The organism is Agrobacterium sp. AGB01 (assembly GCF_014851585.1).
In the GTDB taxonomy this organism is placed as follows: Bacteria; Pseudomonadota; Alphaproteobacteria; order Rhizobiales; family Rhizobiaceae; genus Agrobacterium.
The window spans coordinates 111,965-129,469 of record NZ_JACVAB010000010.1; the positions used below are offsets into that span (position 1 = coordinate 111,965).

The following is a 17,505-nucleotide window of genomic DNA, read 5'->3' on the forward strand; positions in this document are numbered from 1 at the left end:
TGGAGATGAGGCGCGCGGAAGGTATGAGATGCGATATTTTGCCGCGCCATAAGACGGCTATACACCCGGATTGCTGCGATGCGCAAGTTTATGCTGCGACGCAGCAATATCACATTAGACCAAAGAACTAGGCGCGAAAAACAAGTATAGTGCCGAACAGGAATTCGTTCCTGCGGCAATCTTTATCAAATTATCGATGTGAAGATTTTGGTGCCCCTTGCCGGAATCGAACCAGCACTCCTCTCGGAACCTGATTTTGAGTCAGGCGCGTCTACCAATTCCGCCAAAGGGGCAACAGGAGCGAAGTCCTGTGGTATGGCGCCGGACTATACGAATGAACCGGTTCCGGTCAACCGGTTTTTACAAAAAACAGCAATTCACGAAACTTTGCTTGATCACCGTGTCGGGCGGAACCTTCACCACATTTACATTCCCGCATGTACTGGATTACAGGTTACAGCCATGATGCCGGGCAGGACGGCACCCATATACCCCTCCTTTCCTGTCTCATGCGTGGGCAACTTTCATCACGCAGATACCAAAGCAAGAGTGAAATCCATGGCACAGACACAATCCGCGCAATCCGGCCTTACAGTTTCTTCAGTTCTGGTCACCGCAGGTATGATCTTCACTGTCGGCTCGGCGCTCGGCTTTCAGCACATTGGCGGCTATACGCCCTGCGCACTTTGCCTCTTGCAGCGTGATCCCTATTATTACGCCATTCCACTCGGCATTCTCGCCATCCTCGCAAGCCTTCTGAAGCTGCCCTCATGGACCGTCAAAACACTTCTCTTACTGATTGGTATTGCCATGCTGATCGGCGCTGGCATGGGCGTTTACCACTCCGGCGTTGAATGGGGTTTCTGGGAAGGCCCGACGACCTGCGCCACCGGCGCACCGTCCATCACAACCAATGCCGGCAGCCTGTTGAGCGATCTCAACGCCATCAAGGCACCATCCTGCAACACCGCAGCATTGCGCGTGCTTGGTCTTTCCTTCGCGGGCTGGAACGTGATTGCAAGCGTAGCGCTGGCCGCAATCGCCTTCTACGGCGCAACCCGCAAAAAGATCTGACCGGGAACCGGCTTCATCAAGGCTGAAGCTCGGTATCCCAGTAAAGATAGTCCATCCAGCTTTCATGCAGGTAATTGGGCGGGAACAACCGCCCATTATTATGCAGGTCCTGCACGGTTGGCTGGTAGGGTCTCTGGTGCGGAAGCATGCCAGCCTGTTTCGGCAATTTACTGCCTTTGCGCAGGTTACATGGTGAACACGCCGCAACGACGTTCAGCCATGTGGTTTCACCACCATGCGCACGCGGAATAACATGATCGAATGTCAGGTCGTCATGAGAGCCGCAATACTGGCATTGGAACTTGTCGCGCAAGAAGACATTAAAGCGGGTAAAGGCAGGATTTCTGGCCGGTTGCACATAGGTTTTGAGGCTTATGACACTCGGTAATCGTATCGAGAAACTCGGCGATGAAACCGAGTGATCATACTCTGCTATGATATTCACACGATCTAGAAAAACCGCCTTGATCGCGTCCTGCCATGACCAGAGCGACAAGGGATAATAACTCAGTGGCCTGTAGTCAGCGTTCAGAACGAGCGCTGGCAAAGCCTGTGGGGAGACTGCAATCGTCAAGGGCTTCTCCTGATCGATTCGGCATCTGCATTGTGTATATTAGGTCTGTTGTTACAGTATTGTGAAGCCTATAAATGAAGCGCTCAAAGAAAGGCATATTTCAGGCGATTGGCAGCGCCTCACGCCGGGTTATTGCAGCGTAATAGGACCAGAAAAGCCGGGCCGCCACCGAGCGCCAGGGCGACCATTTTTCTGACAAAACAGCCAGTTGACGAACGGTCGGACGCGCCTCCATGTCAAGCGCATGGGCAACCGCAGCCTGCAAAGCAACATCCCCGGCCGGAAAAATATCCGCATGGCCACCACAGAACATCAGATAGACCTGCGCCGTCCATGGCCCTACTCCTTTGACGGCGGTCAATTCGGCCATCGCAGTCGCGGCATCAATCTGGCTCAAAGCTTCGAGATCCAGACCACCTTCGGCAACCGCCGTGGCAATACGTTGCAAGGTCTGCGCTTTGGCACGGGAAAGGCCAAAACCGGCGGCAATATCCGGGTGAACAGCCAGATATCGGTCCGCCGTCATCACCTGCGTCCCCGCGACAATCCGACCCCAGATCGCATCAGCACTGGCACGTGATACCATCTGAGACACGACAATACTGGCAAGACCGGCAAAGCCGGGTTCGCTGAGACGTAACGGCACCGGTCCACATCGGCTGGCAATAAGGCTTAAGGATGGATCAAGCGCAAACAGGGCCGTAAGCCCGTTGGTAATATCGTCATCCCCATGAATAACCGTCATCGAATTTCCCAGTCAAACCACAGCCTATAGAGGGGCCTAGGGTCAACACGTCCACCGACCCTTGGCAAACAGAAAAAAATAATGCCTGTAGAGATCATGTCTGATCTGCCACGTCAAAATTGCGTTACCCGTTTTGCTCCAAGCCCCAATGGGCGATTGCATCTGGGTCATGCTTTTTCTGCCTTCATGAATGCCGACATGGCCAGAAAAGAACTGGGTCGTTTTCTGCTGCGCATAGAGGATATCGATCAGACCCGCTGCACTCCACAGTTTGAACAGGACATTTACGACGATCTATCCTGGCTTGGCCTGTCATGGGAACAACCTGTCCGGCGACAGTCTCAACATTTCGACGACTACCGACTAGCACTGGAAAAACTTGTCGCCATGGATCTTGCCTATCCGGCATTTCTGACGCGCGGCGAAGTGAAGACAATCGTCAAGGCATCAGAGGCAGGTGGCACGCCATGGCCACGCGATCCGGACGGCGCGGCGCATTATCCTGACATCGACAAACAACGCACAGCGGCCGAACGGCAGACCCAACTTGCTGCGAATACCCCTTTTGCATGGCGGTTGAACATGCAAAAGGCCATTGCCCAGCTTGATGAACCATTGTTCTGGGACGAGTTCGGTAGCGGCCGGCATCAAACAATCAAGGCCGATCCGGCCCAGTGGGGAGATGTTGTGCTATCGCGTTCTGATGCGCCATCAAGTTATCACCTTTCCGTGGTGTTGGATGATGCGTTGCAGGGCATTACCGACGTGGTCCGCGGCATGGATCTCTATTACGCCACAGCCATTCATCGGCTGTTGCAGCAGTTGCTGAACCTTCCAGCACCAAGCTACCATCACCACAGGCTTATTCTGGGTGACGACGGACGCAAGCTTTCCAAAAGCGAGGGCAGCACCGGACTGGCAACCTTGCGCGCAGCCGGCAAAACACCATTAGATGTCCGCAGCCTGATCGGGCTCTGAACTTTCCTTGATTGTTTTGCCATTGATTGTGCGCTTGATGATGCGGCGGACCTGATACTTCATCAGGGCGGCATTGACCTCCGCACCCAGCATGAAGATCACTCCAATCATGTAGAGAAACACCAGCACGATCATCACCGACGCCAGACCGGCATAGGTGGCGGTGTAATTTGCAAATGTGGCAAGATAGGAAGCAAAAAGCAGCGCGCCAGCCACCCAGAACAGCAATGTCAGCACAATGCCCGGCAGCACATCCAGCAAACGCCGCCTGCCCGCTGGCAGCCACAGATGTGCAATCACCAGGCCGGTAAATAGGACGATGATAGTTCCGTAAACACCAAGGCTGGAGATGGTACTGAGAAAATCGGTCATCCACGGAAAGCGCACTTCCGCAAACGCAAGAGCCACCGGCACCGCCACCAGCACCGTGCTGATTGCAGCAAAAATGATGACCGCCATCAGCACATAAAAAAGGCTCCAGAGACGGGTTACGTACCACCAGCGCGTTTCGGAAACGCGATAGGCACGGTTGAGCGATATGCGCAACGCCTCTACCCCGTTAGACGCAAAGTAGGCGGCAGCCAGCACCGAAACTGTCAGCAGTCCCCCGCGCGGAATGGTCAGGACCTGCTGCACCTGGGCCGCAATGGGTGCGGCAATCGCCTCCGGCCAGGTATCAAAAATCAGATGAACGGCTGTTTCCGAAAAACTGTCCGCGCCAAGGAAACCGGCCAATGCCGTCCCAAAAATCAGGAACGGAAAAAGCGCCAGCAAAATGGACAATGCCACGTGACTTGCCATTGCCCAGCCGTCATCCTCCGCAAAATGGAAGTAGGCGTCAAAGGCAACTTTGTAGGCCAGTCGCAGAGTGGCGAACATGTCACCTCCTGATTTACGCATGCTGATTGTAACTTAGTGGGGAATATGGGAAATCAGCATCGCTTTGTACAGGGAAGAGGCATGACAGACAAACCGGTTATCATCATTACAGGTTGCTCCTCCGGCATTGGCGCCCATTGCGCGACAGCGCTGCAAGACGATGGTTGGCGGGTTTTTGCCACTGTCCGGAGAACTGAGGATATGGCGGCGCTAGAAAACCAGGGCATTGAAACCCTCCTGATGGACTATACCGAACCCACCTCGATTGCGGCGCTGGTCGACACGGTTGCGGCCCGCACTAACGGACGCATTGATGCGCTGTTCAACAACGGCGCCTATGGCCAGCCCGGCGCAGTGGAAGACCTCTCGGTTGATACGCTACGCCGCCAGTTTGAAACCAATGTTTTTGGCTGGCATGACCTGACCTGCCGCGTCATTCCCTTCATGCGCAAGCAGGGCAAGGGCCGCATCGTGCATTGCTCATCCATTCTCGGCCTTGTGCCATATCGCTATCGTGGCGCCTACACCGCCTCCAAATTCGCACTCGAGGGACTGGGTGTCACCTTACGCATGGAACTGGAAGGCAGCGGCATCCATGTCAGCATGATCGAACCGGGACCAATCGCATCAAAATTTACCGCCACCGCCCTTTCGCATATCGAGGCCAATATCGATCTCAAGAACTCGGCGCATGCGGCGCAGTACGAAAGACAACTGGCGCGCCTGGACGGAACAGGTCCGGTTAACAAGCATAAGCTTGGCCCTGAAGCAGTCTATAAAGTGCTCAACCATGCCTTGACCGCTACAAGACCGAGGCCGCATTATCTTGTTACCGTTCCAGCCAAACAGGGTGCGTTTTTGAAGAGGATATTACCCGCCGACATGTTCTATCGGCTGCTGCGCAAGTTCGACTAGCCAGAAACGGAAATTCAAAGCAAAGTTTCGCAATGTGCATTGCGAAAACTTGAAATGATGATGCGTATCAAACGCACGGCACCTCAGGGAAACAAGGATAAAATCATGTCGGGGTTCACAACAGTTCTTGCCCTCATCGTCATGGGACTTGTCGTTCTTGTGCTGATCCGTGGCCTGTTCAACATGCTCAAGGGAACGGATGGCAACAAATCCAACAAGCTGATGCAGCTGCGTCTGGTGCTTCAGGCACTGGCCATCGCGCTAATCATGCTGACATTGTGGATTACCGGTGGCGGACGTTAAGACAGGAAAAACATGGTCAAGCTGAACAAAATTTACACCCGCACCGGCGACAAAGGCACCACAGCTTTGGTGTCTGGACCACGTCGCCGCAAGGACGATCTGCGCGTTGAGACCTACGGCACGGTGGACGAAACCAATTCGGCCATCGGCATGGCACGCCTGCACACCAAGGCATTTCCCGAACTGGATGCCATGCTGATGCGTATCCAGAACGATCTTTTCGATCTGGGGGCCGACCTTGCCGCCCCGGATACGGGAGAGCCGCTGGGTTATGAACCGCTGCGGATCATTGCCGCGCAGGTAACCCGGGTGGAAACCGAAATCGATGCGTTGAATGCAAACCTTTCGGCGCTCACCTCATTCGTGTTGCCCGGCGGTTCACCGGCATCGGCCTATCTGCATCTGGCGCGCACCATTTCCCGCCGCGCTGAACGGCAAATCGTGGAGCTGTCTTTTACCGATGGCGAAACGGTAAGCCCGGCGGCACTGCAATACATCAATCGTCTGTCCGATTTTCTGTTCGTGGCAGCGCGTTTCACCAATGACGGAGGCGCTGCCGATATTCTTTGGGTGCCGGGCAAGAACCGCTGAAAATGATCATGCATCAGAGGAAAATCGATGTTCATACCGTTGCATGATTCGAACTCCCTCAAGCACATAAAAACCCAATACGTCACGATTTCGCTGATCGTCATCAATACGATTGTCTGGCTTGTGACCGGTGCGTTGGTTTCAGACGAAACCTTCGGTCGCGCGGCCATGGGGCTTGGCTTTATTCCAGCAGTGGTGTTCGACTATGCGCATCTGGAACCGGCATTGCAGATGATACCCGATGACGCCACCTTGATCACCTACGCGTTCCTGCACGCCGACTTCTGGCACCTCGCTGGTAACATGGTGTTTTTATGGGTTTTCGGCGACAATGTTGAAGATGCGCTCGGCCATGTCAGGTTTCTACTGTTTTATCTGCTTTGCGCGGCAGCAGGCGCCCTGTTCCATGGTCTGGTCGCGCCAATGTCGGAAGGTCCGCTGATCGGCGCATCTGCAGCCGTGTCAGGGATTGTTGCCGCTTATTTTCTACTGCACCCGAAAGTCCGTGTCTGGGTGCTGGTGTTGTTTCGTATCCCGCTTCCGCTACCGGCGTTTATTCCACTCGCACTGTGGATCGGCCAACAGTTTCTGATGCTGGCGGCAGGCATGGACGACAATGTCTCCTGGGCTGGGCATGTCGGTGGCATTCTGGCCGGCAGCCTCCTGGTTTTGGTCATGCGACGCAAAGGCGTGCCGCTGTTTGATCGGACTATTGTCACGCCAAAAGCAGTCAGACACATGACCGATGATGTAAAAACAATACCGGTGTCGCAAAATCAGCGGTCCAATGGCGGCATCCGATGGGGTCGCTGAAAACAAACCGCTTTATTTTATCTTCACGTAAACGTCAGATATCAATCCAACGCATGGCGTCATGAGCAATGGTCCGTTGAATTTATGGAAAAAATGCGTATCCATGTGCCCACTCGAAAATATGGTGGTCGTATGCTCTGTCCACATGATTGAAGTTGAAGGAAAGCTCCATGAAGATCCTTGTGCCCGTTAAACGAGTTGTCGACTACAACGTGAAAATTCGCGTGAAAGCAGATGGCACGGGCGTTGAACTTGCCAACGTCAAAATGTCGATGAACCCGTTTGACGAAATCTCCGTCGAAGAGGCTCTTCGTCTGAAGGAAGCTGGCAAGGCCGAAGAAGTGGTCGTTGTGTCGATCGGTCCGGCAAAGGCCGAGGAAACCCTGCGCACGGCGCTGGCCATGGGTGCCGACCGGGCCATCCTGATTGAAACCGATGAAACGGTTGAGCCACTGGCAGTCGCCAAGCTGTTGAAGGGCGTGGTCGATGCGGAAACGCCGGATCTGGTTATCCTCGGCAAGCAGGCAATCGATGACGACAGCAACCAGACCGGCCAGATGCTGGCGGCATTGCTCGGCTGGGGTCAGGGCACCTTCGCATCGAAAGTCGAGATTGCTGACGGCTCGGTTGCTGTGACCCGCGAAGTCGACGGCGGCCTGCAGACCGTTTCGCTGAAATTGCCTGCCATCGTGACCACCGATCTTCGCCTCAACGAACCACGTTACGCGTCGCTGCCGAACATCATGAAGGCCAAGAAGAAGCCGCTGGACAAGAAGACCCCTACCGATCTGGGTGTTGATATTGCGCCGCGCCTCAAAGTTTTGAAGACGGAAGAACCGGCTGGCCGCAAGGCGGGCGTCAAGGTTGGTTCAGTCGCAGAACTGGTATCGAAACTCAAGGCCGACGGCGTATTGTAAGAGACGGATAAGGGAGATTTTATCATGGCCATTCTTCTTCTGGCAGAACACGACAACGCAACCCTTTCCGACCAGACAGCCAAGACGCTGACGGCAGCCACCAAGATTGGCGGCGACGTGCATGTGCTGGTAGCTGGCTCCGGCGCTAAGGCTGCCGCCGATGAAGCATCAAAGCTGTCCGGCGTTGCCAAGGTGCTTCTTGCTGACGACGCGTCCTACGCAAACCAGTTGGCAGAACCGCTTGCTGCACTGATCGTTTCGTTGAGCGGTTCCTACGACGTCATCATCGCACCTGCGACCGCATCGGCCAAGAACGTTACGCCACGCGTTGCAGCTCTGCTCGACGTCGCACAGGTATCCGAAATCACCGAAGTGGTTTCCGCTGACACCTTCAAGCGCCCAATCTATGCCGGTAACGCCATCCAGACCGTACAGGCAACTGACGCCAAAAAGGTCATCACCGTTCGCACGGCATCTTTCGCTGCGGCTCCAGCCGGTGGTTCCGCTGCTGTTGAAGCGATCGCTGCTGCGACCAACCCAGGCGTTTCGTCCTTCGTGTCGGACGCACTGGCATCGTCTGATCGTCCTGAACTGACATCTGCCAAGATCATCATCTCCGGTGGCCGTGCACTCGGCTCGTCTGAGAAGTTCAAGGAAGTCATTCTGCCGGTTGCCGACAAGCTGGGTGCGGCCGTTGGCGCATCGCGTGCGGCTGTTGACGCCGGTTATGCACCAAACGACTGGCAGGTTGGCCAGACCGGCAAGGTGGTTGCTCCGCAGCTTTACATTGCTGCTGGTATTTCCGGTGCCATCCAGCACCTGGCTGGCATGAAGGACTCGAAGGTCATCGTGGCCATCAACAAGGACGAAGAAGCACCGATTTTCCAAGTTGCTGACTACGGCCTGGTGGCAGACCTGTTCGACGCTCTGCCTGAACTCGAAAAAGCACTGTAAGAAAACAGGCATCATGCCTTGATTGCCGGGCAGGAAACTGCCCGGCAATATTTATTAATCCCTGCACCCATATATAATGCCCGCATAACTGCACCCGCTTTGCCCGGAGGAAACAGCACCATGACCGTTACATTGAAAAATATCGGCATTATCGGAGCGGGCCAGATGGGTTGTGGCATCGCCCATGTTTCGGCATTGGCCGGATACAAGGTACATATTTACGACCTGAGCCAAAGCGGCATTGAAGCTGGCCTTGCCACCATCAACGGAAACCTGGCCCGTCAGGTCAGTCACGGCAAGCTGGAAGACGAAAGCCGCAAGAACGCGCTGTCCAAGATCAGCGGTTCGACCGATATCAATGATCTCGCATCAATGGATTTGGTGATCGAGGCGGCAACTGAAAACGAAGACATCAAGCGCAAGATTTACGCGCAGGTTTGCCCGGTTCTGAAACCTGAGGCACTGTTGGCGACCAACACATCGTCGCTGTCGATTACCCGCCTTGCATCCGCCACCGATCGCCCGGAACAGTTCATGGGCATCCACTTCATGAACCCGGTTCCGGTGATGAAGCTGGTGGAACTGGTGCGTGGGATCGCAACCGGCGAAAAAACATTCGACACCGCCAAGGGATATGTTCGCTCGCTCGACAAGGCGATCACTGTCGCCGAAGATTTCCCGGCCTTCATCGTCAACCGCATTCTGCTCCCAATGATCAATGAAGCGATCTACACGCTTTACGAAGGTGTTGGCACAGTTGAAGCCATCGATACCGCCATGAAACTCGGCGCCAACCACCCGATGGGTCCGTTGCAGCTGGCAGACTTCATCGGTCTCGACACCTGCCTCTCCATCATGCAGGTGCTGCATGATGGTCTTGCAGACAGCAAATATCGCCCCTGCCCGCTGTTGGTCAAATATGTCGAGGCTGGATGGCTGGGTCGCAAATCAGGCCGTGGCTTTTATGACTACCGTGGCGAAACACCGGTTCCCACCCGCTAACAATTCGCCATTATGCGGGGGAGAAAAGGTAAATTCACCCCCGCCAGATCATTGGATCACGGCCCCTTAGCCGCCGTGATCAAGGCTTTGGCATCAGGGCTATCCCATGCAGCCGGCCCATTCATCGATGCCAGCAGACATCCCTTGCCATCAAATAGCAGGGTCGCAGGCAGGCCAAAGGCCAGACCTTCCTTTTTCAGCACATTAAAAACACCCATCGAACTGTCGCGGTAGTAACCGAGCGCACCGATCTTGTATTCATCAAGGAAGGTTTTCGGCTTTTCATCGCCGCCCGTATCAATATTGACGGCAACCACTTCAAAGTCCTGCCCACCGATCTCCTGCTCGAGAGCGTTGAGTGCCGGCATTTCCTCACGACATGGCACACACCATGTGGCCCAGAGGTTCAAAAGCACCGTCTTTCCGGCAAAATCCGCCATCGTCAGGCTCTGACCTTCCGGCCCCTTGAAGGTAAGGTTGAGTGGACGCGGCTCGGAAGCCGGTGCCATCGCAGCCACCTGCCCCTTAGAAAACGGCGTCAACGCCGCAATACGGTCGCCTGCACCTTCACATAAACCGGCGACATTGGCCTGAGCCTCTTGAACCGAGCTGCCAGACCCAATATGCCTCATGTAAACCGCGCCTGCACCGGCGATGATACCGGCAATGGCAGCAATTCCAACAAGCTTGGCAGAGGGAAGGCGAAATGGTCTTTTTTCTGTCACTACATACTCCGGGACTGGCAAACCATGGCTGACGGCAACGACACGAAATCCTCTAACCAGATGTGGGGCGGGCGATTCGCATCCGGTCCGGCCGCAATCATGGAAGAGATAAATGCCTCCATCGGCTTCGACAAGAAACTTTATGCCCAAGACATCCGCGGCTCTATGGCGCATGCTGCCATGCTGGCTGAAAAAGGCATTATTTCGCACGAAGATAAAGACAAGATCACTGAAGGCCTGAACACAATCCTGTCAGAGATCCAAAACGGCACATTCGAATTCTCGCGCAAGCTTGAAGATATTCATATGAACATCGAAGCCCGCCTTGCCAACCTGATTGGCCCTGCTGCCGGACGCCTGCACACCGCCCGTTCGCGTAACGATCAGGTCGCACTCGATTTTCGTCTGTGGGTGAAGGAAGAACTTCAGAAAACCGAAGCCATGCTGACGGATTTGATTGCTGCGTTCCTCGACCGTGCCGAACAACATGCAGACACCGTCATGCCGGGCTTCACGCATCTGCAAACCGCCCAGCCAGTTACCTTCGGTCACCACTGCATGGCCTATGTCGAAATGTTCGGCCGTGACCGCGCCCGTGTTCGCCACGCCATCGAACATCTCGACGAAAGCCCGATCGGTGCTGCCGCACTTGCCGGAACCGGTTATCCGATCGACCGTCACATGACGGCAAAGGCACTCGGCTTCCGCGAACCGACCCGCAACTCCATCGACACGGTTTCTGACCGCGACTTCGCGCTGGAATTCCTGTCGATCGCCTCGATCTGCGCCACGCATCTGTCGCGTCTGGCAGAAGAAATCGTCATCTGGTCGACACCGCAATTCGGCTTCATCCGTCTGTCGGATGCGTTTTCTACCGGGTCTTCTATAATGCCGCAGAAAAAGAACCCGGATGCTGCTGAACTGGTGCGCGCCAAGACCGGTCGTATCAACGGTTCCCTGGTTGCCCTGCTAACCGTGATGAAGGGTCTGCCGCTGGCCTATTCAAAGGACATGCAGGAAGACAAGGAACAGGTCTTCGATGCCGCAGAAAGCCTCGAATTGGCAATTGCCGCGATGACCGGCATGATCCGCGACCTCGAAGTCCGCACCGACAAAATGCGGGCAGCTGCCGGTTCCGGTTACTCCACGGCAACCGATCTGGCCGACTGGCTCGTACGTGAAGCCGGCCTTCCTTTCCGTGATGCCCATCATGCCACCGGCCATGCTGTGGCACTGGCCGAAAAGAAGGGCTGCGACCTCGCCGACCTGTCGCTTGAGGAATTGCAAGCCATTAACCCGGCTATCACCAACGGCATTTTCGATGTTCTTTCGGTCGAAGCCTCGGTTGCCAGCCGCACCAGCTTTGGTGGTACGGCACCGTCTGAAGTCCGCAAACAGATCGCATGGTGGCGCGCGCGCAACTGATCAATTTAGCGTTACACCAGCATCACAAGAAACAGGGTGCACAAGCGCCCTGTTTTTCTGTATCAGAAGAGCAACTTTTTCCTTTGGACAGACCAATGCTTTCAAAAACGGTTCGTAGCTTCCTTCTTCCCCTTGGCATGACGCTTGCCGTCAGCCTCGTCGTTACCGGTTGCGGCCGTAAAGGCGCGATTGATCCGCCGAGCACGCCGGTAGAGCTGCGCAACAAACGCCCGGCAGATGGCCAGGAAGTCAAACAGGTTACGCCTGAACGTCATTTCGTTCTCGACCCGCTGCTTTAACGGAACTTAGACCGTGAATCATTTTCAATATATTGACGGCGTCCTGCACGCCGAAAACGTGCCTGTGCCAGAAATTGCCAAGGCCGTTGGCACCCCGTTTTATGTCTATTCCACAGCCACACTGGAACGCCACTACAAGGTGTTTTCGGCAGCCTTTGCCGATGTCGATTCCATGGTGTGCTACGCCATGAAGGCTAATTCCAACCAGGCTGTGCTGAAGACATTGGCCCGTCTGGGCGCCGGTATCGACGTCGTGTCCGGCGGTGAGCTACGCCGCGCGCTTGCAGCCGGTGTTCCCGCCAGTCGCATCATGTTCTCGGGCGTTGGCAAGACTGTTGTCGAAATGGACCTTGCGCTGGAAGCAGGCATTTACTGCTTTAACGTTGAGTCCGAGCCGGAACTGGAAGTGCTGAACCTGCGCGCCATCAAGGCTGGCAAGAAGGCACATGTTTCCTTCCGCATCAATCCGGATGTCGACGCGCGTACCCATGCCAAGATCTCGACGGGCAAAAAAGAAAACAAGTTCGGCATTTCCTACCAGCGTGCCCGCGCCGTTTACGCCCATGCAGCAACGCTTGAAGGTATTCAGGTTACCGGCATCGACATGCATATCGGCAGCCAGATTACCGAATTGCAGCCGTTCGAGGACGCATTCCGCCTGCTGCGCGAACTGGTTGAAGAGCTGCGCACCGAAGGTCATGTGATTGATCACGTCGATATCGGCGGCGGTCTTGGTATTCCCTACAAGGACGACAATAACCCGCCGCCACTGCCAGATGCCTATGCCGAGATCGTCAAGGCACAGCTTCGTAGCTTGAATTGCAAGATCGTTACCGAACCTGGCAGACTGATCGTTGGCAACGCCGGTATTCTGGTAACCGAAGTGCTGTTCGTGAAGGACGGCGGTGAAAAGACCTTCGTGATCGTTGATGGCGCCATGAACGACCTCATTCGCCCGACCCTTTATGAGGCCTATCACGAAATCCGTCCGGTCAGGATTTCTGCCGCCAATGCACCGCGCATCAAGGCCGATATCGTCGGCCCAGTCTGCGAAACCGGTGACTATCTGGCGCTTGATCGTGAAATGGCGATGCCGAAGCCCGGTGATCTGATTGCGGTCGGTTCGGCTGGCGCGTATGGCGCTGTTCAGGCGGGCACATATAATTCACGCCTGCTCGTTCCCGAAGTGCTGGTCAAGGGCGATGAATTCCACGTCATCCGTCCGCGTGGCACCTATGAAGAGCTGATCGGACTTGATTCCGTGCCAAAGTGGCTGGATTGAGATCGGCATTCCTGATCACTTTTGAGAGAAATCATCGGAAAAATGAGGGTGAGCAGCCGCTTGCCCTCGTCTTCGCCATAAACAGTGTTATCTTGTAGACATTGCACCAGAACGTCAGGCGTCCGTTTGGACAGCTGATCTGGTTGTGGAGATTTCGATGTGCGTGTCGTGCTTTGCGAAAAGCGATTAGGGTTTTCGCACCGATACGCTAGAATATTTTGCGATTCCGGTTCTTGCGGGATCAGGTGGCCAGAACCGGGAGAACGGATTGATGACCACATCCAGACAAGGCAGAAAAGGCGCCTTCGAAGGACAACCTGCGCTGGCCCGGAAGGTCGCAGCGAAACGGTTTGTGGCCAGATTGGTGCTGCTGGCTGAGCGCGCCGCCCCTCTTTCCATTTTACCGCTGTCGATTATCGCCATTTTCCTGTCGCTGGCTTGGTTCGGTATTTACCGTCAATTGTCGGACTGGCTTCGTCTCGGCGTCGTTTTCATTCTGGTCTTCGGCCTGCTGTCGTCGCTGTTGCCGTTCCTGCGTTTGCGCTGGCCATCAGCCGATGAAGCCGGGCGCCTGCTTGAAGAACGTAATGATCTGCCGCACCAGCCTGTCGGCGTGCAGGAAGACGAACCTGCATTCGACACGCCGTTTGCCCGCGCGCTATGGAAAGAACACCAGCTGCGCATGGCGCAACGTATTGCCACCCTCGATGCTGGCCTGCCGAAACCCGATATTGCCCGCCATGACCGCTTTGCGCTTCGCGCTATTCCAGCACTTGTTCTGGCAGCAGCATTCGGCTTTTCCTATTCCAACGGTGCCGGCACCGTTGTTGAGGCATTCCGCAACAGTCCGGCAGCCGGACCAATCAATCCTGATTTGCGCATCGACGCATGGGTCACGCCACCCTCATACACCGGACGTGCACCGATTTTCCTGACCGGACGTAACGAGGCTGCGACTGAGGCCGTGGCGGTGCCACAGGCATCGAAACTGACAGTTCGTGTCACCGGTGGTGAAGGTGGAGAGCAGGTTAGTTTTGAGCCGGAAATGGCAGGTCGTTTGCAACCCCTGCAGCCAGAAACAACTCCAAGCGGGCAGACACCACCGCAAGCGGCAAACAACGCCCCGGCTCCCGAAGCAGACAACAAACAGCTTCCACCACGAACCTACTCGCTGGAAATCGCCGAAAGCGGCACTCTTGTTGCCAATGGCGAACAATGGGTCTTTGACGTTATCCCGGATAAGCCTCCGGTCATCTCATTTGACAAGATGCCGCGTCGTGCCGTGAACGGCGCGCTTGAAATCGGCTTTATCGCTTCGGATGATTACGGCCTGCGTGAAGCGCACGCGATCATCGAACCTGCGGAAACAAACGAGGGCGCAACACCGCTTTATCCCCTGCCGGAATACAAGCTGGACCTGCCACGTCAAAACAGCCGCGAAATCAAAGGGCTGACCAGCCGCAATCTAACGGAACATCCGTTGGCTGGCAAAAAAGTGCGCATCACTCTGGTCGCCAGCGATGGTGCCGGACAGGAAGGTCGCAGCCCTTCACATGAAATGGTTCTACCCGGCCGCGGCTTCAGTGAACCACTGGCAGCAGCGGTTGCCGAACACCGCCAGATTTTCGCACTTGATACCCGACAGATGCCGAAAGCCATTGCCTTTAATGAGGCGGTGACAATGCGTCCGGAAGAAACCATCCCCAACAAGACGCATTATCTGCTGCTGCGCTCCGCTCATACCCGCATGAAACTTGCCTATGACGAAGCTAGCCTGAAGGACACTGCCGATTACCTCTGGGAAATCGCCCTCGGCATTGAGGACGGCGACTTGTCGCTGGCCGAGCGCCGGTTGCGCGATGCACAGAAGCAGCTTTCCGACGCCCTTGAACGCAATGCACCGGACGAAGAAATCGCCAAGCTGATGGAAGAACTGCGCAACGCCATGCAGGATTTCATGAGCGAAATGGCGCAGCGTATGCAGAATGCGCCGCAGTCCAACATGAACCAGCAGGCGCAAAATTTCCTGCGTCAGCGTGACCTGCAAAACATGCTGGACCAGATTGAAAATCTGGCCCGCTCTGGCAACCGCGATGCCGCCCAGCAAATGCTGTCACAGCTGCAACGCATGATGAACAATCTGCAGATGGCACGCCCGCAGCAGGGTCGCCAGAACCAGCAGAACAGCCAGCTGCGACAGCAAATCGACAAGCTCGGCGAAATCATGCAGCAACAGCAGCAACTGATGGACCAGACCTTCCAGTTCGATCAGGCGCTGCGTGACCGCATGCAACGCGGCGATCCCCAGCAAGAAAGCGAAAACGGCGAACAGCAACAGGGTCAGCAAGGCCAGCAGGGTGACCAGCAGCAGCCAGGTCAGGGGCAGAATCCCACCGACCAAATGACGGCGGAGCAGCTTCGCGAAGCCTTGAAGCAACTGCGCGCGCAGCAGGACGCACTTGGCAAGCAGCTAGGTGAATTGCAGCAGGGTATGAAAGATCTTGGCATGCAGCCCGGTGAAGGTTTTGGCAAAGCCCAGCAGGAAATGCAGGGTGCCGGTGAAGCCTTGGGCCAGGGACAGGGTGACCGCGCCGTTGAGGGTCAGGGCAATGCCCTGAATGCTCTGCGCCAGGGCGCACAGGACATGATGAGCCAGATGATGCAGGCCATGCGCCAACAAGGTCAGGGCCAAGGCCAGGAAGACGGCATGATGGGTCAGGGCGGCCAGAATGGTCGTGATCCGCTCGGTCGTCCACGGGCCACCAACGGTCCGGACTTCGGCGATCAGGTGCGTGTGCCCGATGAAATCGATGTGCAGCGGGCCCGCGAAATTCTCGAAGCAATCCGCGAGAAACTGGGACAGAACCCGCGAGGCGAAGCGGAACGCCGCTACCTCGAGCGTCTTCTGGATATCCGCTAATACATCTCCAAAAGCGCAGAACCGCTTTTGGAGAGCCCAGATACTGTCGTCAGGTCAGATCGTGCAGTTCTTTGCGAAGTGACGCGGTGAGTTGAAAATCTGAAAAACGGACCTTTAACCCTGACCGTTCAGGCGTGCAGGCCATAGGGCCAACCAGATAATGATCAGCGACATCAAAAGGCGCCAGCCGCACCAGCGGCCAGAACTGTCCATCGGCAGATACCTGCACGCGGATAACGCCCTTTTCAACTGTGACCCGCATCCAGAAATCGTCCGCGTTGCCTTCATATGGCGCGGTTGACCAGTCGGAGCGACCGTTGGTCAATACACTCGCCAGCATCGCGCGACCGTCGGAAAGCTCGATCCCGGCCTTGATCCAGCGGCGCTCATCAATCCGCACCATGATGCCGGCCTGATCGTAAAGCGCCTGATAAGAGCCGCGAATACGAAACTGGGCTGTAAAAGCCGGTGGTGTCTGAACCCCGAAAAAATGCCCGCTGTCACGCGTGAATCCATAATAGGTCTCACGCCAATAATCAGAACCCTCATCCGTCACCAGGTCAAGTATACCATCCTTGAGCGACCAATCCTTCGGCTCATTCAGCCAGACACCGTTTTTCAAGTCACGCTCCCGTCAGAAGTGTTGCGAAGGTTTAAACTGCACCGGTTTTAAAATGAGGATACAGAAAAGGAAAACCGAAATACCTAAGACATCAAACGCAATGCAGCTCAAGCCGCCGTGCGGGCCGCCAAGGCACGTGCAACAGCCATGCGAATATCCGGCAGAGCAAATGGCTTGGAAACCACGTCCACGACCTTCTCCATCAGGTCGTCAGCCCGCTCCCGCTGTTCGGCATAACCGGTCATCAACAGAATGCGCATGTCAGGAAATTGCGATGCCGCACGATGGGCAAGCTCGATGCCGTCCATAACCGGCATTCGGATATCAGACAAAAGCAAATCAAAGTTATGTTCTTGCAGTTTCTCCAGCCCCTCGGCGCCATCAGCCGCCTCATGGGTCTCGTGGCCATCAAGGCGCAAGGCACGCGCCACAAATGAACGCAGCGAATCCTCGTCTTCGGTAATCAAAATTTTTGCCATAATAACCA

At 55.6% G+C, this 17,505-nt stretch carries 19 protein-coding genes and 1 tRNA gene; 13 read left to right on the top strand and 7 right to left on the bottom strand.

Translation table 11 applies throughout. From position 1 onward, the window contains the following. Nucleotides 1-208 precede the first annotated feature (208 nt). Nucleotides 209-293, bottom strand: a tRNA-Leu gene (locus IB237_RS25280). Between the two features lie 265 nt (nt 294-558). Here IB237_RS25280 and IB237_RS25285 point away from each other — a divergent pair. Further along, on the top strand, nt 559-1,074 hold the full coding sequence (locus tag IB237_RS25285; RefSeq protein ID WP_192491510.1) for a disulfide bond formation protein B: 516 nt from the start codon (nt 559-561) through the stop codon (nt 1,072-1,074). Nucleotides 1,075-1,090: 16 nt separating this feature from the next. Here IB237_RS25285 and IB237_RS25290 read toward each other — a convergent pair whose 3' ends face one another. Both IB237_RS25290 and IB237_RS25295 read right to left on the bottom strand, forming a co-directional pair. Beyond that, nucleotides 1,091-1,648, bottom strand: coding sequence for an HNH endonuclease (locus IB237_RS25290; protein WP_192491511.1), 558 nt, complete (start codon nt 1,646-1,648; stop codon nt 1,091-1,093). Nucleotides 1,649-1,748: 100 nt separating this feature from the next. After that, nucleotides 1,749-2,393 (bottom strand): DNA-3-methyladenine glycosylase, encoded by a 645-nt coding sequence (locus tag IB237_RS25295; RefSeq protein WP_192491512.1) that lies wholly within the window; start codon nt 2,391-2,393, stop codon nt 1,749-1,751. An 81-nt stretch (nt 2,394-2,474) separates the two neighbouring features. On the opposite strand from IB237_RS25295, the gene gluQRS reads away from it, so the two are divergent. Next, the gene (gluQRS, locus tag IB237_RS25300) at nt 2,475-3,371 is read left to right on the top strand and encodes a tRNA glutamyl-Q(34) synthetase GluQRS (RefSeq protein ID WP_246788305.1); all 897 of its coding nucleotides are present in this window, start codon (nt 2,475-2,477) and stop codon (nt 3,369-3,371) included. Here the strand turns inward: gluQRS and IB237_RS25305 are convergent. Then, nucleotides 3,342-4,250, bottom strand: coding sequence for a YihY/virulence factor BrkB family protein (locus tag IB237_RS25305; protein ID WP_192491513.1), 909 nt, complete (start codon nt 4,248-4,250; stop codon nt 3,342-3,344). The two genes, gluQRS and IB237_RS25305, sit on opposite strands and share 30 nt — an antisense overlap. 81 nt (nt 4,251-4,331) lie before the next feature. Between IB237_RS25305 and IB237_RS25310 the strand changes: the two genes are divergently transcribed. The 7 genes from IB237_RS25310 (at nt 4,332) to IB237_RS25340 (ending at nt 9,745) form a co-directional block, all read left to right on the top strand. Next, nucleotides 4,332-5,165, top strand: coding sequence for an SDR family oxidoreductase (locus IB237_RS25310; RefSeq protein ID WP_192491514.1), 834 nt, complete (start codon nt 4,332-4,334; stop codon nt 5,163-5,165). A 105-nt stretch (nt 5,166-5,270) separates the two neighbouring features. Then, the gene (locus IB237_RS25315) at nt 5,271-5,468 is read left to right on the top strand and encodes a twin transmembrane helix small protein (protein ID WP_192491515.1); all 198 of its coding nucleotides are present in this window, start codon (nt 5,271-5,273) and stop codon (nt 5,466-5,468) included. Between the two features lie 12 nt (nt 5,469-5,480). Next, the gene (locus IB237_RS25320) at nt 5,481-6,059 is read left to right on the top strand and encodes a cob(I)yrinic acid a,c-diamide adenosyltransferase (protein WP_192491516.1); all 579 of its coding nucleotides are present in this window, start codon (nt 5,481-5,483) and stop codon (nt 6,057-6,059) included. 27 nt (nt 6,060-6,086) lie between these two features. Continuing rightward, the gene (locus IB237_RS25325) at nt 6,087-6,872 is read left to right on the top strand and encodes a rhomboid family intramembrane serine protease (protein WP_192491517.1); all 786 of its coding nucleotides are present in this window, start codon (nt 6,087-6,089) and stop codon (nt 6,870-6,872) included. Between the two features lie 170 nt (nt 6,873-7,042). Further along, a complete protein-coding gene (locus IB237_RS25330; protein ID WP_192491518.1) occupies nt 7,043-7,789 on the top strand; it encodes an electron transfer flavoprotein subunit beta/FixA family protein in 747 nt (248 codons plus the stop codon). Nucleotides 7,790-7,813: 24 nt separating this feature from the next. Continuing rightward, complete coding sequence (locus IB237_RS25335) at nt 7,814-8,743, top strand: electron transfer flavoprotein subunit alpha/FixB family protein (RefSeq protein WP_192491519.1); 930 nt, start codon at nt 7,814-7,816, stop codon at nt 8,741-8,743. Between the two features lie 120 nt (nt 8,744-8,863). Beyond that, on the top strand, nt 8,864-9,745 hold the full coding sequence (locus IB237_RS25340; RefSeq protein ID WP_192491520.1) for a 3-hydroxybutyryl-CoA dehydrogenase: 882 nt from the start codon (nt 8,864-8,866) through the stop codon (nt 9,743-9,745). Nucleotides 9,746-9,801: 56 nt separating this feature from the next. On the opposite strand, the gene IB237_RS25345 is transcribed toward IB237_RS25340, so the two are convergent. Beyond that, nucleotides 9,802-10,470, bottom strand: a complete 669-nt coding sequence (locus IB237_RS25345) for a TlpA disulfide reductase family protein (protein ID WP_192491521.1) — start codon at nt 10,468-10,470, stop codon at nt 9,802-9,804. A gap of 24 nt (nt 10,471-10,494) precedes the next feature. Here IB237_RS25345 and argH point away from each other — a divergent pair, with 24 nt between their 5' ends. The 4 genes from argH to IB237_RS25365 all read left to right on the top strand — a co-directional run bounded on the left by argH (nt 10,495) and on the right by IB237_RS25365 (nt 16,396). Further along, nucleotides 10,495-11,895 (top strand): argininosuccinate lyase, encoded by a 1,401-nt coding sequence (gene argH, locus IB237_RS25350; protein WP_192491522.1) that lies wholly within the window; start codon nt 10,495-10,497, stop codon nt 11,893-11,895. Between the two features lie 95 nt (nt 11,896-11,990). Continuing rightward, the gene (locus tag IB237_RS25355) at nt 11,991-12,194 is read left to right on the top strand and encodes a hypothetical protein (RefSeq protein ID WP_192491523.1); all 204 of its coding nucleotides are present in this window, start codon (nt 11,991-11,993) and stop codon (nt 12,192-12,194) included. 13 nt (nt 12,195-12,207) lie between these two features. Further along, nucleotides 12,208-13,476 (top strand): diaminopimelate decarboxylase, encoded by a 1,269-nt coding sequence (gene lysA / locus IB237_RS25360; RefSeq protein WP_192491524.1) that lies wholly within the window; start codon nt 12,208-12,210, stop codon nt 13,474-13,476. A 271-nt stretch (nt 13,477-13,747) separates the two neighbouring features. After that, entirely contained in the window at nt 13,748-16,396 is a 2,649-nt protein-coding gene (locus IB237_RS25365; RefSeq protein ID WP_192491525.1) for a TIGR02302 family protein, read from the top strand. A gap of 49 nt (nt 16,397-16,445) precedes the next feature. On the opposite strand, the gene IB237_RS25370 is transcribed toward IB237_RS25365, so the two are convergent. Beyond that, nucleotides 16,446-17,018, bottom strand: coding sequence for a DUF1349 domain-containing protein (locus tag IB237_RS25370; protein WP_192491526.1), 573 nt, complete (start codon nt 17,016-17,018; stop codon nt 16,446-16,448). A gap of 107 nt (nt 17,019-17,125) precedes the next feature. Beyond that, entirely contained in the window at nt 17,126-17,497 is a 372-nt protein-coding gene (locus IB237_RS25375) for a response regulator (RefSeq protein ID WP_192491527.1), read from the bottom strand. Nucleotides 17,498-17,505 lie beyond the last annotated feature (8 nt).

Bases quoted from the DNA above. Each gene is read 5' to 3' on its own strand.
- IB237_RS25285 (WP_192491510.1), top strand. From the start codon at position 559: ATGGCACAGACACAATCCGCGCAATCCGGCCTTACAGTTTCTTCAGTT.
- IB237_RS25295 (WP_192491512.1), bottom strand. From the start codon at position 2,393: ATGACGGTTATTCATGGGGATGACGATATTACCAACGGGCTTACGGCC.
- gluQRS (WP_246788305.1), top strand. From the start codon at position 2,475: ATGCCTGTAGAGATCATGTCTGATCTGCCACGTCAAAATTGCGTTACC.
- IB237_RS25305 (WP_192491513.1), bottom strand. From the start codon at position 4,250: ATGTTCGCCACTCTGCGACTGGCCTACAAAGTTGCCTTTGACGCCTAC.
- IB237_RS25310 (WP_192491514.1), top strand. From the start codon at position 4,332: ATGACAGACAAACCGGTTATCATCATTACAGGTTGCTCCTCCGGCATT.
- IB237_RS25315 (WP_192491515.1), top strand. From the start codon at position 5,271: ATGTCGGGGTTCACAACAGTTCTTGCCCTCATCGTCATGGGACTTGTC.
- IB237_RS25320 (WP_192491516.1), top strand. From the start codon at position 5,481: ATGGTCAAGCTGAACAAAATTTACACCCGCACCGGCGACAAAGGCACC.
- IB237_RS25325 (WP_192491517.1), top strand. From the start codon at position 6,087: ATGTTCATACCGTTGCATGATTCGAACTCCCTCAAGCACATAAAAACC.
- IB237_RS25330 (WP_192491518.1), top strand. From the start codon at position 7,043: ATGAAGATCCTTGTGCCCGTTAAACGAGTTGTCGACTACAACGTGAAA.
- IB237_RS25335 (WP_192491519.1), top strand. From the start codon at position 7,814: ATGGCCATTCTTCTTCTGGCAGAACACGACAACGCAACCCTTTCCGAC.
- IB237_RS25340 (WP_192491520.1), top strand. From the start codon at position 8,864: ATGACCGTTACATTGAAAAATATCGGCATTATCGGAGCGGGCCAGATG.
- argH (WP_192491522.1), top strand. From the start codon at position 10,495: ATGGCTGACGGCAACGACACGAAATCCTCTAACCAGATGTGGGGCGGG.
- IB237_RS25355 (WP_192491523.1), top strand. From the start codon at position 11,991: ATGCTTTCAAAAACGGTTCGTAGCTTCCTTCTTCCCCTTGGCATGACG.
- IB237_RS25365 (WP_192491525.1), top strand. From the start codon at position 13,748: ATGACCACATCCAGACAAGGCAGAAAAGGCGCCTTCGAAGGACAACCT.
- IB237_RS25375 (WP_192491527.1), bottom strand. From the start codon at position 17,497: ATGGCAAAAATTTTGATTACCGAAGACGAGGATTCGCTGCGTTCATTT.